The following is a 14645-nucleotide window of genomic DNA, read 5'->3' on the forward strand; positions in this document are numbered from 1 at the left end:
GGCTAGGGTGAGCCTCCTGGACCCGAGACAGGAGTGCTGATGCCGCAGATCACCGTCGACTATTCCGCCGACCTGGCGGACGGCTTCGACCGGCCCGGATTCGCCAAGGCGCTGCACGAGGCGACGGTCGAGATCGCGGCCGCCAAGCCGCCGGCCTGCAAGACCCGGTTCCGCCCCACCGAGGACATCGTCGTCGGCCCCGAGACCCGGGGGCACGCCCATGTGCACGTCCACATCGCGCTGCTCGCCGGCCGCACCGACGACACCAAGGCCCGCCTCACCCAGGCCGCGCTGGACCTGCTGCGCACACACCTGAGCCCCGCCGGGGGCGTCGCGCTGCACGCCTCCGCCGAGGTCCGGGACCTGGACCCCTCGTACGCCAAGTTCGAGAGCTGAGCGCCCTCAGGTCGCCAGAGCGGTGAGCCGGCCGGCCAGGTGCGCGAACGGGCCGTCGGCCGGCTCGTCCCGCACGATGCGGCGCAGCAGGGCCGCCATCTCCGGGTCGTAGGAGGCGGCGACCGCGGCGAGCGCGCCGAAGTCGTCGACGAGCTGCGGCTCCAGCTCCTCGCGCGGGATGCGCCGGCCGTCCAGCCAGATCAGCGCCGTCGACTCGGCGAGCGAGATCCAGGACCGCACGACCAGTTCGAGACGCGCGGGCGGATCGGTCACGCCCAGGTGCGAAAGGATCTGGACATACGCGGCCTGCCGTACGGAGTCGATCAGCGCGTTGGTCGTCGACGAGCCGACCGCCGGTCCGCCGCGCATCAGGGCGGAGAAACCGGGGCCGTGCTCGTCCACGAAGTCGAAGTAGCGGCGCATCACGCGCAGCAGCCGGGCGCCCAGCGGACCCTCGTGCGGCTCCACGAAGCGCGCCGCGAGATCGTCCGAGGCGCGCTGCAACGCGGCCTCGTACAGGCTGAGTTTGCCGGGGAAGTAGTGGTAGACCAGCGGGCGCGATATCCCCGCGGCGGAGGCTATCTCGTCGATCGAGACCTCGTCGGGCGAGCGGCGGCTGAACAGTTCGAGGGCGACGCCGATCAACTGCTGCCGCCGCTCCTCGACTCCCATTCTGCGGCGTACCCCGGTAGTCATGCGAACACCTTACCGATCGATTCCAGCCTCGAACGGGCCGGACCGATCGCCGATGTGCACCTGAGATCTTCGGACGGTCACGAGCACCGGTCCGTCACTGCAGCCCGCCGAGCGAACGCCCGTCCTTCAGCGTCCCCTTGAGTTCCGCCTGCGCCCCCTGCTCGGCCCGCACGGTCAGCAGACTGCCCCGCGCCGCTCCTTCGACGCCGCCCGCCGCACGGATCGACGCGGTCCGCCGGCTGCCGGCGGCCAGCAGATACCAGCCACCCTCCTCCGCCTTCCACAACACCCCGGCCAGCACGTGCGGGTCGCGCGGCCCGCACGCCGGGACGTTCTCCGCCTTCGCCGCCACCGCCCCGTACCTCCCGCCCGGGGTGTGGAACTGCGCCAGCACCCGCGCCCCGCCACCCCGCCAGGTCTCCGCCCGCGTGCACACCCAGGCCGCCGAGCCGCTCGCGTCGGGCAGCGGCTGCTCGTTGAACGCCCAGGCGTTGACGCTGCGCACCCCCGCGGAGCGGACCGTGCCCAGCGAGCATGCGAACGGCTGCCAGGTGTGCGCCGCCCGCGCACCCGACGCGTCCCGTGCGGCGCCCGGCCGGCCGGTGGTCAGCCGGGCCGGGACCAGTTCGCCGAGGTCGGTCAGCAGCCTGATGCCGTCCCCGTCGGTCAGCTGCAGCACGTTCCACGAGGTGCACGGGCCCGGCCGCAGCGCCGGGCCGGCCAGCGGCGCGGTCACCCCGTCGGTGAGCGTGAGGTCCATCGCGCCGGAGCCCGGCTTCATCAGGTCCCGCTCGCGCGCCTCGCTCACCCAGGGCGCGGTCAGATAGCGGACGTTGCCGTCGGCCCGGCCCAGGACCACCGCGCCCGCCTCGGCCCGGGTGGCCCCGTCGACCCGGGCGAAGTCCAGGGCGGCACCCTCGGCGCCGTCCTTCGGCTCCGCGTAGCGCACGATGCGCAGACCGTCGTGGAGCAGCACCACCCGGGCGGCGTCGACCGTGCCCGCGTACAGCAGCTGGGGCGGGCCGGGCGGGCCGCCGGACGGGGTGCCGGGCGTCGCGGAGACCTGCACCGTGCCGCCGGGGCGTGCCCAGACGGCCAGGGCGCGGCGCAGCAGGGCGTCGTCGCCGGTGAGATCGCCGCGGGCCGGCCACACGGAGAAGTCGGTGCGCGCCGAGCTGCGCCACGCGGCGGGGGAGACCCGGGTCAGCTTCGCCGGGTCCAGGGCGGCCTGGGCCGACGGGTTGCGCGCGTACGGGGGCGCGGCGGCACCGTCCGGACCCCAGCCCTCACCGGGCAGACCGAGCAGGGCCCCGCACACCAGCAGCGCCGCCCCGGCCGCCAGCGCGGCCTTCAGGTGCTGGCGGCGGCGCATCAGGTCGGTGGGGCGGGCCTGCAGCGAGCAGGGGTCGAACTCCGGGGAGTCGAGCAGCCCGTACTGCGCGGGCACCCCGCCGGCCTCCAGCAGCGCGCCCTCCGGGTCGGCGACGCCCACCGCCGTGAGCACCTCCAGCGCGCCCTCGTCCGGCAGCCGCTCCACGCCCCGCAGCGCGTACGCGGCCCGGGCCGGTCCGGACAGGGTGGACAGCCGCTGGTCCAGCGCCAGCTCGTCGGCGCCGCCGGAGCGCGGGAACAGCTTCAGGCCCCACACCTGCGGCAGCACCGGCGGCAGCTGGGAGCGCCTCGGCCACGCCTTCCGCTTCAGCGGCAGCCCCGCCTCCAGCGCCGTGCGCAGCACCTTGAGGCGGACCACGGCGTAACCCGGGTCGCCGTCACGGCCGGTCGACTGGGCCGGGATCACCGGGGCGGGGGTGCGGTTGCGGGGGAGGGCCCGCTGCGTGAGGGCGTGTGCGGTCAGGACCCTCCTGCTGCGGCCCAGTCCGGGCGGCAGCACCAGATAGGCCAGCCGGACGAGTCGCGGATAGTGCTCGACGAGGGCGGCCTCGGCCTGCTCGACGTCGACGACCGGGCCGGTGGACGAAGGGGGTGCGGGGCGCTGGGCGACATCCTGTGACTGCACGTTCAGCAGAACGAGCGAATCGTTGGATGGTCACCTGACCACGCGGCCTCACACCTGCGGCGGCCGCCCGGGTGCCACGAGCAGCCGGGCGTAGTTCGCCATCGACCGCTGGTAGCGCGGCAGGTGCGGGGCCAGGGCGCCCAGCGCGAGCGACAGCCCTTCGCGATCACGGCCCGCGCTGGACAGGCACAGGGCGAGGCAGGCCCGCACGGCGTCGTCCAGCTCGTCGGAGGGGGCGTCCAGCTCGGGCGTCAGCAGGGCGATGCCCTCCTTGGCCCGGCCGGTGTTCCGCAGCGAGCTGGCCAGCTGGATCCTGGTGCGGCGGGCCTTGTAGGGGCTGACGTCGGCGAGCCCGCGCCGCAGCGCCTCCCGGTACAGGGGAACCGCCTTGTCCGAGTGGCCCGTGGAGTCCCAGGCGCAGGCCTGCTCGAACGGGCCCAGCGGGCTGCCCTCGGGCAGCTCGGCGACGAGGGCGTCCACGGCCGCGCGGAAGCGGGCCTGGTCCTCCTCCTCTTCGGCGTAGTCGCCGAAGCCGTCCCACAGGGCGGTCACGCGGTCTTCCCAGTCCTGGTCCACCCGCCCACTCTCGCACGCCCGTGCCCACGGAAGCAGGCGCTTTTTGAGCACGGCGGGCTCCGCGGCCGTATCGAAGGCGAGAGCCTCCTGCCAGGGCTCCGTGCGGCATGCGTCCGGACCGTGCCGTGACAAGGACCGGAGGAACAGATGAGGGTGACCCGACCGATGCTCGCGCTGAGCGGCGCGGTGGCGATACTGGCGCTGGCCGGCTGCGGATCCGGCGGCGAGGACGAGGCGGCGGCCGTGCCGGAGGCGGTGACCGGCAGCCTGGAGCACATCGCGGCCGAGGCCGAGTGCAAGCCGAACATGCAGACCGACGCCGACACCATCCGCCAGGCCATCTGCAAGAAGGGCGAGGAGAAGTACGTCCTCGCGACCTTCGCCACGGACCGCGGCCAGCGCGAGTGGCTGAACAGCGCCAAGGACTACGGCGGCTACTACCTCGTCGGCCGCAAGTGGGTCGCGGTCGGCGAGCAGAAGACGGTCACGGCGCTGCAGAGCACGCTCGGCGGGACCATGGAGGAGGGGTCCGAGCACATGAACCCCGGCGGCAGCCACAACAAGGGCGGTCACGACGGCGGCAGCGGCCACCACGGCTGAGCGCCCGGGCCACGTCAGCGGAAAGCCGGCGGTGGGAACTCCCACCGCCGGCTTTCCTCACGACCCGGGGACTACTGGCAGTCCTGGCCGCTGTTGATGCACTGGACCATCTCGTTCATCACGTTCTCGTCGAAGAAGTTGATGAAGTCGTTGTGGTCGGTGATCGCCTTGTGCAGCTGCTCCGGGAAGGAGTCCACCGCGAAGGCGTTCTGCACCTGCCCGTTGTTGATCTGCGGTGCCTGCACGTCGTAGACCAGGCGGACCTGGAGCTGGGGGATGGCCTGGAAGCCGTTCGAGCAGCTGCCGTCCGCCTCCACGAAGTCCACGTGGGTGCGGTGGTTGGCGCTGTCGATGTTCTGGCCGTCCCAGCAGCTCTGGAAGTTGGACGTGCGGACCACGCTGCTGCCCTCGGGGCAGATCGGGTACTTGTCCGTCACCTGCCGGTCCTCGAAGCCGGTGCAGCTCCAGGAGGTGTTGGCGTTGTTCAGGCCGTTGGTGAAGGACTTGGCGTCACCGGTGATGATGCGCAGCGCCCTCGGCATCGCGACGACGTCGCTCGTGCGGTTGCCGACGAACTTCAGCTGCGCCTCGGCCGGCTCGACGATCTTGCCGACGTTGCCGTCCTGACCACCGCCGGGCTGGCCCTGGTCGATGTCCTGCGAACCGTCCTGGATGCGCAGGACCGGCCAGAAGTACGAGGACTTGTCGCCCTGGTTCTGGCAGGAGGTCTCGGCGTTCGCCAGGTCCTCGTCGCTCGCGAAGGCGTTGTTGCTCTGGTTGCCGACGTAGTCGTGCTGGTGCTGCGCGCCGTTGGACACGCCGGGCGCCACGATCACGTTGTCGGAGTTGCGGTTCTCGTTCTGGTTGGTGCCGCAGTTCGTGGTGAACGAGCCCGTGGAACCGCCGTCGCCGTTCGCGGCGAGACCGTTCGGCAGGTTGCGGGAGTTCGGCTGGACGTCCTCGATGTTGATGAAGTCCGCCGCCACCGGGCCGTTGCCGGCCTGGCCGCCGTTGCCGCCCTGACCCTGGTCCTGGCCGCCGTTGTCCTGACCGCCGTTGTCCTGGCCTCCGTTGTCCTGGCCCTGGTCCTGACCGCCGTCGTTCTGGCCGTCGTTGTTCTGACCGTCGTTGTTCTGACCGTCGCCGGCCTGGCCGTCGTTGGTGTCGGCGTCGGCCGCCATGCCCTTGCACCGGGCCAGCTGCTCCAGGTTGGCCGGGGCCTTGCCGCCCACCCGCCGGATGTTGATGCCGATGCGATCGATGACGGCGGTCCGCTTGGACTTCAGCGGGCCGAGGATGGCGTTGTCGACGAAGCGTGAGTCGCCGGCCTGAGCCTGGCGCGTGGAGGCGAGCCGGGAGTAGGCCTCGCTGATCTGCTTGTCGAGGTTCGCCAGCTCCTTGTCCACCCCCCGACGGGCGCGGTTCGGCACATCGGTCAGTTTCTGTCCGACGTCCGGGCACTGGATCGTGGCGATCTGCGCGCCCGCGGACTTCGTCTGGTTCGCCGAGTTCTCCTCATGCGCCGAGGCATAGAAGTTCGCCCAGATCAGCCCGCCCCCACCGAGCGCTAGGGCCGCCGATGCGGCTATGGCCTTGGTGGCCATCGGCGTCCGGCGTTTTCTTGTGTTGCGTCCCATGGAACTCCTCTGACTTCCTTTTTCGGGGGCATCGAGGCGCCCGACAGGAGTGAAGCGGCTCCCTTCCATACGGAGGGCGCCCCACGGGCGTTCAGAGGTCACGGAAATTGATGCGGGACACGTGTGGACTCTGTGCGCTCAACAGCCCCTGAAGTACCGGGAGTTGCTGATCCCGCACCGAGGGTGAAGGAGGGCTTTTCGGTATCACCGGCCGTGGTCGAGGAACGCGAGGACGGCCAGCACGCGCCGGTTGTCGTCGTCGGAGACCTCCAGGCCCAGCTTGGCGAAGATGTTCGCCGTGTGCTTCGCGATCGCCCGTTCCGTCACCACCAGTTTCCCGGCGATCGCCGCGTTGGACCGGCCCTGCGCCATCAGCTCCAGCACCTCCCGCTCCCGGGGCGTCAGCCGCGCCAGCGGCCGGTCGTCACCCGACTGCCGCGCCAGCAGCTGCTGGATGACCTGCGGATCCATCGCCGTGCCCCCGGCCGCGACCCGCCGTATGGCGTCCACGAACTGCTCCGCGTCGAACACCCGGTCCTTCAGCAGATAGCCGACCCCGCCGGTGCCGTCGGCGAGCAGCTCCCGCGCGTACAGCTGCTCCACGTGCTGGGAGAGCACCAGCACCGGCAGGCCGGGCCGCTTCCGGCGGGCGTCCAGCGCGCACTGCAGGCCCTCGTCGGTGTGCGTGGGCGGCAGCCGGACGTCGACCACGGCGACGTCCGGGTCCAGCTCGGCCAGGGCGGCGGCCAGTTCGGGCCCGGACTCGACGGCCGCCAGGATCTCGAAGCCATGCGCCCGCAGCAGCCGGACGAGTCCGTCGCGCAGCAGGAAGAGGTCTTCGGCCAGGACTACGCGCAAGGGATCTCCATGGTGACCATGGTGGGGCCGCCCGCGGGACTGCTGACGGCCAGGACGCCGTCGAATGTACCGAGTCGCCGCTCGACCCCGGCCAGCCCCGAACCGGCACCGATCACCGCACCGCCCTTGCCGTTGTCGGTGACGGTGGCCCGCAGCCGGCCGTCCGCCCGGTGCAGGTCGACCCAGATCCGGTCGGCGCCGGAGTGCTTCACGGCGTTGGTGAGCGCCTCGCTCACCGCGAAGTACGCGGCCGACTCCACCGGCGCCTCCGCCCGCCCGGGCAGGTCCACGCTCACCTCCACCGGCACGGGCAGCCGCAGCGCCAGCGCCCGTACGGCGTCACCGAGGCCGCGCTCGGCGAGCACCGGCGGGTGGATGCCGCGCACCAGCTCGCGCAGCTCGGCCAGGGCCTCCACCGAGGACGTACGGGCCTGCGCGATCAGCTCCTTGGCCCGGTCCGGGTCCTTGTCGAGGAGGGCCTCGATGGTGCCCAGGTCCATGCCGACGGCGACCAGCCGGGCCTGGGCCCCGTCGTGCAGGTCCCGTTCGATGCGCCGCAGCTCGGCGGCGGAGGCGTCGACCGCGTCGCGCCGGGTCTCGGTCAGGACCCGCACCCGCGCGGCCAGTTCCTCCTGGTCGCTGCCGAGCACGGCCCGGGTGAGCCGGAAGTGGACGTCCAGCAGCCGCGGGGTGAGGAAGTGCGCGAGGACCAGCAGGACGACGGCCAGGGCGGCCGCCCCGAGCGCCGACCACTGCCCGCTCACCGGGACGAACCCGTACCAGTACCCGTCGGGGACGGTCCGCCACAGCCCGGCCGCGAGCGCGAACCCCTGCAGCGGATAGAGCAGCAGCACCGCCGGGAGCAGGGCGGTGAGGAACCCCGCGGTCATGTCGACCGGCAGCCACCTCAGGTCCCGCCAGGTCGCCGGGTCGGCGAGCATGCCGAAGGTGCGCCCCCAGGGGTTGGCGTCCTCCGGCAGCGGCCGGTACGCCGGCGGGATCCGCACTCCGCCCCACTCCGCCGCGAGCACCCGCCGCCAGTTCACGAACAACCGTACGCCGGTGAGGACATAGGGCGTCGTGACGATCCCGACCCCGATCGGGATGAGCGCCATGGACAGCAGGGACAGACAGAAGCACAGCACCGCCCCGGGCAGCGAGACGAGGGCCAGCGCCAGCCCCCGCACCGCCGCGAGCCCCATGCCCCGCCCCGTCGTCCGCGCCGAGCCGGTCTTCGCCGAGCCGGTCTTCGTGTCGATGGTCATGGCGTCAGTCTGGTCGAGCCGGGGAGCGTGGTCACGGGGCCGGGCACCCGGCCGCGGGGTGGTGCTACCTCCACCCCCCCCGGCGGCGGCCGGTGGTTCAGGAGCCCGCGCCGGCCGCGAGCACCTTCGCCTCCAGCTCCGGATCCAGCCCCTTCCGCGTCCGGTCCGCCCGCTGGGGCGCGACCCCGCCGATGGCGCGCAGCCAGTTCCAGGTGTCGGCCACGGTCTCCTCGACGGGCCGGCAGCGCAGACCGGTGGCGAGCGCCCGGGAGACGTCGGAGGCGTGCAGGGCGTCGTGCATGTCGCTGCCCGGCGGCACCCACACCGGCAGCTGGACCCATGGTTCGACGCCCGCCTCCAGGATCACCCCGGGGTCGGTCCAGCGCAGCTCGGCCGCACCGCCCGTGACCCGCGCGCAGGCGTCGAGGAGCGTCCCCATCGTGGCGTGCCCCTGAGGACTCATCAGGTTGTACGGCCCGCTCAGCCCTTGTTCGGCCGCGCCGAGCATCCACTCGGCCAGGTCCCGGGCGTCGACGTACTGCAGGGGGAGGTCCCGCGGTCCCGGCGCCAGGACCGGGCCGCCGCGGGCCGTCCGGGTCAGCCACCAGGGCAGGCGGCCGACGTTCTCGTACGGGCCGAGGATCAGCCCGGCCCGTACGAGCACCGAGCGGTCCGCGCCGAAGCCCTCGAGCGCGGCCAGCTCGCCGCCCCGCTTGTCCCGGGCGTAGTCGGTCTGCTCCGCGTCGGCCGACGCGCCCTCCACCAGGGGCGCGTCCTCCCCGTATCCGGCGGGCGGCGCCCACGCGTACACCGAGCAGCTCGACACGTACACGTACCGACGGGCACGGTCCCGCAGCAGCCGCGCCGCGTCCCGCACCGCACGGGGCGCCGCCGACCAGGTGTCGACCACGACGTCCCACTCGCCGCCGGTCTCGGCGAGCGCGGTCAGGCCCCCGGGCGCGGTGCGGTCACCGGTCAGCGCCCGCGCACCGGGCGGCGCCGGGTGCCGCCCCCGGTTCAGCACGGTCACATCCCAGCCCCGCCCCAGCGCCGCCTCCACGACGGCCCGCCCCACGAACTCCGTACCACCCAGCGTCAGCAGCCTCATGCGGAGGACTCTGCCCGGTCACACGGCGGGACGGAACGCGATCTGCTCTCAGCAGAGGACGGGCCCGCCCAGCCGGCGTCAAGGGGTTGCCCAGCCGCCGCCTCATCCCACCAGGCGCTTGCGCCACTCCAGGGGTGTCACCTCGATCGCCCGGCCCGGATCGCCGTCCCACGTCGTGGGCAGCCCGGCCGCGGTCAGGGCCGCCACGACCTCGTGCCCGACGGCGGCGGTCGTCTCCTCGGAGCCGTCGAAACCGCCGTAGTACAGCGACAGTCCATGACCCTCCGCCGCGCTGCGGGTGCTCTGCCGGTGGAAGAAGACGAACCCGCGCACCTGCGACGGGTCGTCCACCTCGGCACCGATCTCCGTCATGCCGCAGCTCCGGCAGCAGGTGAAGTTCTCACGGGCGACGACGCCTGCCCGCTCCAGCGCCGCGAAGGCCCGCTCCAGCCGGTCCGGATCGGTCGGGGCGGTCCACGCCTGCTGCTCCTCGACGCGCTCCAGCCACAGCCGCTCGACGATCTCGCGGGCCTGTGCGGGGGAGACGGGGGAGGAGCCGGCGCCGCCCTGCATCAGGTGCACCGTCTCGCGGATGATCGTCTCGATGTCCGGACAGCCGTCCCGGAGCATCTCGCGGACATGACCCTCCGCCCGCCCGGCCGGCTCCGGGGCGAGCGCGGGCGCCGGCTCGGGCAGCCCGAACTCCTCGCGCTCCCAGGCGATCCCGGCGTCCCAGCCGTCCTCCTGCCGCGCCCAGCGCACCATCACCCCGGCGACCAGCTCCGGGTCGGCCACCCGGGCCACCCACAGGTGGGGCACGGAACCCGTGCGGTGCTGGAGGTCGTACACCCCGCCCTCGTCACGGGCGGTCTGGATGAAGACCAGTGGCCGGTCCGGTATCCGCTGCACCACGAGGAAGTGGTCGTCCTCGCCGCCGATCCGCTCCACCAGCCGCCGCAGCTCGCGCTCCGCGATCCGCGCGTGCGTCCGCCCGCTCTCCGTCCGTACCTTGACCGCCAGGCCCCCGTCGTTCTCCATGCCCCCACGATGGCACGCCCCACTGACAACGCGAACGGGCAACGCGAGGGGGCGCCCGCCGCGAACGGCGGGCGCCCCCTCGAAAGCCGTGCCGGGGCCGGATCAGACCTGGCCGGCCTTCTCCAGCGCCGTGCAGCAGGTGTCGACCAGCAGGCGGGTCACCACGTACGGGTCGACGTTGGCGTTCGGGCGGCGGTCCTCGATGTAGCCCTTGCCGTCCTTCTCGACCTGCCACGGGATGCGCACCGAGGCGCCGCGGTCGGAGACGCCGTAGGAGAACTTGTCCCACGGGGCGGTCTCGTGCAGGCCGGTCAGGCGGTCGTCGATGCCGGCGCCGTAGTTCTTGACGTGGTCGAGCGGCTTGGAGCCCTCGCCGAGGGACTCGCAGGCGGTGATGATCGCGTCGTAGGACTCGCGCATCGCCTTGGTGGAGAAGTTGGTGTGCGCACCGGCGCCGTTCCAGTCGCCCTTGACCGGCTTGGGGTCGAGGGTGGCGGCGATGTCGAAGTCCTCGGCGGTGCGGTAGAGCAGCCAGCGGGCCACCCACAGCTGGTCGGAGACCTCCAGCGGGGCCAGCGGGCCGACCTGGAACTCCCACTGGCCGGGCATGACCTCGGCGTTGATGCCGGACAGGCCCAGACCGGCCTTCAGGCAGTTGTCCAGGTGCGCCTCGACGACGTCACGGCCGAAGATCTCGTCGGCGCCGACACCGCAGTAGTAGCCGCCCTGCGGGGCCGGGAAGCCGCCCTTGGGGAAGCCGAGCGGGTAGCCGTCCTTGAAGAAGGTGTACTCCTGCTCGATGCCGAAGATCGGCTCCTGCGCCGCGAACTTCTCGGCGACCTCGGCCAGCGCGGCACGGGTGTTGGTGGCGTGCGGGGTGAGGTCGATGTTCAGCACCTCGCACAGCACCAGCACGTCGTCGCCGCCGCGGATCGGGTCCGGGCAGGTGAAGACCGGCTTGAGGACGCAGTCCGAGGAGTGGCCCTCGGCCTGGTTGGTGGAGGACCCGTCGAAGCCCCAGATCGGCAGCGCGTCCAGACCGGCGGGGGAACCCGTGATGATCTTGGTCTTGGAACGCAGTTTGGCCGTCGGCTCGGTGCCGTCGATCCAGATGTACTCAGCCTTGAAGGTCACGGGCCACATCCTTCGGGGGTGTGTCTGGGCGCGTATCGCGGGTGCTGCGGCGCTGCGGCACTGAGGCGCCGCGCGGTGCTGCCCGGCAGCCTGGCAACAGGCGATTTCCCGGCCATTGCCCGTATGTGAACCCCGTGTTACCTGGGGCCGCTGTGCCCCACGTCACGCCGGAAGAGCGGAACGGCTCCGGTCACCGGCTTCCCTCCGTCAAGCCGGTGACCGGAGCCGCTCCCGTCGGCGGGCCCGGGACGTGCCGGGTCCTGCCACCCCTGGCCGGGGGTGGCAGGACCGCTGACACGTACGAGGGGGCGGCCGAGGGGTGGGCCGCCGCCTCAGTGACCCGGTGGTTCCTCCGGCCTCACCCCACCTTCTCGATCACGGCCCGGCGGATCAGGAACTTGCCGGGCTCACGGACCTGTTCGAAGGCCGCGTTGTTGAGCAGCACACAGCTGCCGGAGACCGAAGTGACCTCCACCGTCGTGGACTTGTCGTTGTCCAGGTTGGTGACCTTCAGCTTCGTGCCGGCCGGGAACTGGTTGCTGGACGCGGCGGGGGCACCGCCCTCGCCGGAGAGCGTGACGGTGGAGCCGTTGCAGACCTGCTGGCCCGCGGCGGCGCCGCCGGCGGCGTCGTCGGCGTCGTCGGCCGGGGCGGACTGCGCCGGCTGCGAGGGCTGACCGCCCCCGGCCTGCTGGCCGCCTCCCGCCTGCTGGCCGCCTCCGGCCTGCTGACCGCCGCCCTGTGCGGGCTGCGAGGGCTGCGCGGTCTGGGAGTCCTGAGCCGACTCCCCAACCTCACATCCCGACGCCTCCTGCTTGCGCTGGATCTCGGCGATGACCGCCTCACGGTTCGCGATCCGGGCCTCGGACTGGGCGTCCGGGTTGGCCCGCTGGTCCGCGATGAACTTCTGGTTGTTCCCGAGGGCGGTGGCGAGGCCCAGGCAGGCCGTCGACTCCGAGGCCGTCTTGGGGGTCGGCGCGGCGTTCGACGTACTGGCCATGACGAAGGCCCCGCCTCCCGCCACCGTCGCCGCGCTCACCAGCAGCGCGATCTTCTTCTTCTTCGGGCCGAGAGTTCTCCTGCGCGACATGCGCGCCTCCTGAAAGAGGTAGGGGAGCGTACGCCGCTATGTACGAGATACCGAACGCGGTGACTCAGTGGTGACAGGAGTCATCTCAGGTGACCTGTGTCACGCGGGTGTTCACGTGCGGGACAGGGCGTCCCGTACGGCCTCGTCGCTACGGGCCACCACGGCCGTGCCGTCGTCGGCGGTGATGATCGGCCGCTGGATCAGCCTGGGGTGCTCGGCGAGCGCCCTGATCCACCGGTCCCGTGAACCGGCGTCCCGCGGCCACTCCTTGAGCCCGAGCTCCTTGGCGGCCGCCTCCTGGGTGCGGGCGATGTCCCACGGCTCCAGCCCGAGGCGGGTGAGCACCTCGCGGATCTCGTCCTCGCCCGGCACGTCCTCCAGGTAGCGGCGGACGGTGTAGTCGGCGCCCTCGGCGTCGAGCAGCTGCACGGCGCTGCGGCACTTCGAGCAGGCCGGATTGATCCAGATCTCCATGCGGCACACGGTACGCGCCCCGGGCTCTGTTCGATTTCTAGACGACTCACCCGCCCCGTGCGCAGCTCCGGTGACGCACCGCCAATTTCCCTCTCCACCTGGGCATTTGCCGGACCGTGCGGCCTCCCGGTTGTCAGTGCCCGGCGGTAGACTGTAAGCAGTGGTCGAGGGTGGCGCCGGGGATGCGGAAGTCTCCGTGTGCCACCCGACCGCGACAGGAGGATGCCTGTGCCCGCTGCCGCCCTGAAGCCGAAGCCGCTGCCCACCCAGTCCACCGCGAAGCGCCCCGTCCTGCTCGACCTGCCGTACGCGCCCGTGCGGAAGCGCCCGCTGCCGCCGGGCCGGCCGCGCGAGTGGTACGTGACGCACAACCGCCGCCTGAAGGCCATGCGCCTGGCCATCGCCCTGCTCGACTCCGGCGTCTACATGCCGAACCAGGCGCGCAACGAGACCATCCGCGACGCGGCGGAGACGATCGGCGTCCACCCGCCGTCGGACACGACGTGCCACATGGTGCGGGCGCTCATGCGGTACGCGCGCTGACCCGACCCGACTGGGCCCGGCCGTGCGCGAGCCGATCCGGCCGACGCGAGCCGATCCCGGGCGCCGGGTGCCCTGTTCCGCGGGGTGCCCGGCGCTTCGTCATGCCGCCCGGTCCGGCGGTGCGATCATCGGCGGGTTGAGACGCGCGAAGCCCTCCTGGCGCTCGTAGGGGAAGTGGGGGTACGGCGCCGGGCGGTGGCTCGCCGCGTCGAGCCTGGCCACCTGCCCCGGCGTCAGGCTCCAGCCGACGGCGCCGAGGTTCTGGCGCAGCTGCCGCTCGTCGCGTGCGCCGATGATGACGGAGGAGACGGTCGGCCGCCGGAGCAGCCAGTTGAGGGCTACCTGCGGCACGGCCCGGCCCGTCTCCTCGGCGATCTCGTCCAGCGCGTCGACCACGTCGTAGAGGTGCTCGTCGGGCACGGGCGGGCCGTACTCGGCGGTGCGGTGCAGCCGGCTGCCGGGCGGGAGCGGCGAGCCGCGGCGGATCCTGCCGGTGAGGCGGCCCCAGCCGAGCGGGCTCCAGACGATCGCGCCGAGCCCTTGATCGCGCGCCAGCGGCATCAGCTCCCACTCGTAGTCCCGGCCGACCAGGGAGTAGTGCACCTGGTGGGCCACATGGCGCGGGTGGCCGAGCCGGTCCGCCGCCGCGAGGGACTTCATCACCTGCCACCCGGAGAAGTTGGAGACGCCGGTGTAGCGCACCTTGCCCGCCCGGACGAGCGTGTCCAGCGTGTCCAGCACCTCCTCGACCGGGGTCCCGGCGTCGAAGGCGTGCAGCTGGAACAGGTCGATGTGGTCGGTGCCCAGCCTGCGCAGGGCGTCCTCGCAGGCGCGGATCAGCCGGGATCGGGAGGTGCCCGCCTCGTCCGGGCCGTCGCCCGTCGGCAGGCCGGTCTTCGTGGAGATGATCACCCGGTCCCTGCGGCCCTTGATCGCCTCGCCCAGCACCTCCTCGGAGGCGCCCGCGGAGTAGACGTCGGCGGTGTCGAACATCGTGATCCCGGCGTCCAGGCAGATGTCCACCAGGCGCCGCGCCTCCTGCGCACCGGTCGTGCCCCACGCGCCGAAGAGCGGGCCCCGGCCCCCGAAGGTGCCGGCTCCGAAGCTCAGCGCGGGGACCACGAGCCCCGAAGCGCCCAAGCGCCTGTATTCCATCTCGGTCCCCTCTCGATACTGTTAACGGGTCTGTGGTTCCGTTAGTGGTCACTAAGGT

The 14645-nt window shown here is 72.6% G+C and carries 15 protein-coding genes; 3 read left to right on the forward strand and 12 right to left on the reverse strand.

The window, feature by feature from the left end:
* Positions 1-39: 39 nt before the first annotated feature.
* Positions 40-396 carry a 5-carboxymethyl-2-hydroxymuconate Delta-isomerase gene (locus ABZY20_RS01170; protein WP_356434789.1) on the forward strand — a complete coding sequence of 119 codons (357 nt, stop codon included), beginning with the start codon at positions 40-42 and terminating at the stop codon, positions 394-396.
* A gap of 6 nt (positions 397-402) precedes the next feature.
* On the opposite strand, the gene ABZY20_RS01175 is transcribed toward ABZY20_RS01170, so the two are convergent.
* The 3 genes from ABZY20_RS01175 to ABZY20_RS01185 all read right to left on the reverse strand — a co-directional run bounded on the left by ABZY20_RS01175 (position 403) and on the right by ABZY20_RS01185 (position 3685).
* A complete protein-coding gene (locus tag ABZY20_RS01175) occupies positions 403-1092 on the reverse strand; it encodes a TetR/AcrR family transcriptional regulator (RefSeq protein ID WP_356434792.1) in 690 nt (229 codons plus the stop codon).
* A 94-nt stretch (positions 1093-1186) separates the two neighbouring features.
* Positions 1187-3109, reverse strand: coding sequence for a hypothetical protein (locus tag ABZY20_RS01180; protein ID WP_356434795.1), 1923 nt, complete (start codon positions 3107-3109; stop codon positions 1187-1189).
* 48 nt (positions 3110-3157) lie between these two features.
* Complete coding sequence (locus ABZY20_RS01185; protein WP_356434797.1) at positions 3158-3685, reverse strand: tetratricopeptide repeat protein; 528 nt, start codon at positions 3683-3685, stop codon at positions 3158-3160.
* A 147-nt stretch (positions 3686-3832) separates the two neighbouring features.
* Between ABZY20_RS01185 and ABZY20_RS01190 the strand changes: the two genes are divergently transcribed.
* Positions 3833-4285: a hypothetical protein gene (locus ABZY20_RS01190; protein ID WP_356434800.1), complete on the forward strand. Its 453-nt coding sequence runs from the start codon at positions 3833-3835 to the stop codon at positions 4283-4285.
* 71 nt (positions 4286-4356) lie between these two features.
* Here the strand turns inward: ABZY20_RS01190 and ABZY20_RS01195 are convergent, their stop codons facing one another.
* The 8 genes from ABZY20_RS01195 to ABZY20_RS01230 form a co-directional block, all read right to left on the reverse strand.
* Positions 4357-5922 carry a DUF1996 domain-containing protein gene (locus tag ABZY20_RS01195; protein ID WP_356434803.1) on the reverse strand — a complete coding sequence of 522 codons (1566 nt, stop codon included), beginning with the start codon at positions 5920-5922 and terminating at the stop codon, positions 4357-4359.
* 204 nt (positions 5923-6126) lie between these two features.
* On the reverse strand, positions 6127-6780 hold the full coding sequence (locus ABZY20_RS01200) for a response regulator transcription factor (RefSeq protein ID WP_356434806.1): 654 nt from the start codon (positions 6778-6780) through the stop codon (positions 6127-6129).
* On the reverse strand, positions 6771-8045 hold the full coding sequence (locus ABZY20_RS01205; RefSeq protein ID WP_356434808.1) for a sensor histidine kinase: 1275 nt from the start codon (positions 8043-8045) through the stop codon (positions 6771-6773). The genes ABZY20_RS01200 and ABZY20_RS01205 overlap by 10 nt, the downstream gene beginning before the upstream one ends.
* Before the next feature lie 97 nt (positions 8046-8142).
* Entirely contained in the window at positions 8143-9153 is a 1011-nt protein-coding gene (locus ABZY20_RS01210) for an NAD-dependent epimerase/dehydratase family protein (protein ID WP_356434811.1), read from the reverse strand.
* 102 nt (positions 9154-9255) lie between these two features.
* Positions 9256-10191, reverse strand: a complete 936-nt coding sequence (locus ABZY20_RS01215) for a hypothetical protein (RefSeq protein ID WP_356434814.1) — start codon at positions 10189-10191, stop codon at positions 9256-9258.
* A gap of 102 nt (positions 10192-10293) precedes the next feature.
* On the reverse strand, positions 10294-11325 hold the full coding sequence (gene glnII / locus ABZY20_RS01220; protein WP_356434817.1) for a glutamine synthetase: 1032 nt from the start codon (positions 11323-11325) through the stop codon (positions 10294-10296).
* Positions 11326-11683: 358 nt separating this feature from the next.
* On the reverse strand, positions 11684-12415 hold the full coding sequence (locus ABZY20_RS01225; protein ID WP_356434820.1) for a hypothetical protein: 732 nt from the start codon (positions 12413-12415) through the stop codon (positions 11684-11686).
* 111 nt (positions 12416-12526) lie between these two features.
* Positions 12527-12889 carry an arsenate reductase family protein gene (locus ABZY20_RS01230; protein ID WP_356434823.1) on the reverse strand — a complete coding sequence of 121 codons (363 nt, stop codon included), beginning with the start codon at positions 12887-12889 and terminating at the stop codon, positions 12527-12529.
* A gap of 228 nt (positions 12890-13117) precedes the next feature.
* On the opposite strand from ABZY20_RS01230, the gene ABZY20_RS01235 reads away from it, so the two are divergent.
* Complete coding sequence (locus ABZY20_RS01235; RefSeq protein WP_356434826.1) at positions 13118-13432, forward strand: hypothetical protein; 315 nt, start codon at positions 13118-13120, stop codon at positions 13430-13432.
* 99 nt (positions 13433-13531) lie between these two features.
* On the opposite strand, the gene ABZY20_RS01240 is transcribed toward ABZY20_RS01235, so the two are convergent.
* Positions 13532-14587 carry an aldo/keto reductase gene (locus tag ABZY20_RS01240; RefSeq protein WP_356434829.1) on the reverse strand — a complete coding sequence of 352 codons (1056 nt, stop codon included), beginning with the start codon at positions 14585-14587 and terminating at the stop codon, positions 13532-13534.
* Between the last annotated feature and the right edge of the window lie 58 nt (positions 14588-14645).

Source organism: Streptomyces sp. NPDC006624, assembly GCF_040611555.1.
GTDB lineage: Bacteria > Actinomycetota > Actinomycetes > Streptomycetales > Streptomycetaceae > Streptomyces.

Bases quoted from the DNA above. Each gene is read 5' to 3' on its own strand.
- ABZY20_RS01195 (WP_356434803.1), bottom strand. From the start codon at position 5,922: ATGGGACGCAACACAAGAAAACGCCGGACGCCGATGGCCACCAAGGCC.
- ABZY20_RS01170 (WP_356434789.1), top strand. From the start codon at position 40: ATGCCGCAGATCACCGTCGACTATTCCGCCGACCTGGCGGACGGCTTC.
- ABZY20_RS01230 (WP_356434823.1), bottom strand. From the start codon at position 12,889: ATGGAGATCTGGATCAATCCGGCCTGCTCGAAGTGCCGCAGCGCCGTG.
- ABZY20_RS01205 (WP_356434808.1), bottom strand. From the start codon at position 8,045: ATGACCATCGACACGAAGACCGGCTCGGCGAAGACCGGCTCGGCGCGG.
- ABZY20_RS01215 (WP_356434814.1), bottom strand. From the start codon at position 10,191: ATGGAGAACGACGGGGGCCTGGCGGTCAAGGTACGGACGGAGAGCGGG.
- ABZY20_RS01240 (WP_356434829.1), bottom strand. From the start codon at position 14,587: ATGGAATACAGGCGCTTGGGCGCTTCGGGGCTCGTGGTCCCCGCGCTG.
- ABZY20_RS01210 (WP_356434811.1), bottom strand. From the start codon at position 9,153: ATGAGGCTGCTGACGCTGGGTGGTACGGAGTTCGTGGGGCGGGCCGTC.
- ABZY20_RS01190 (WP_356434800.1), top strand. From the start codon at position 3,833: ATGAGGGTGACCCGACCGATGCTCGCGCTGAGCGGCGCGGTGGCGATA.
- ABZY20_RS01225 (WP_356434820.1), bottom strand. From the start codon at position 12,415: ATGTCGCGCAGGAGAACTCTCGGCCCGAAGAAGAAGAAGATCGCGCTG.
- ABZY20_RS01175 (WP_356434792.1), bottom strand. From the start codon at position 1,092: ATGACTACCGGGGTACGCCGCAGAATGGGAGTCGAGGAGCGGCGGCAG.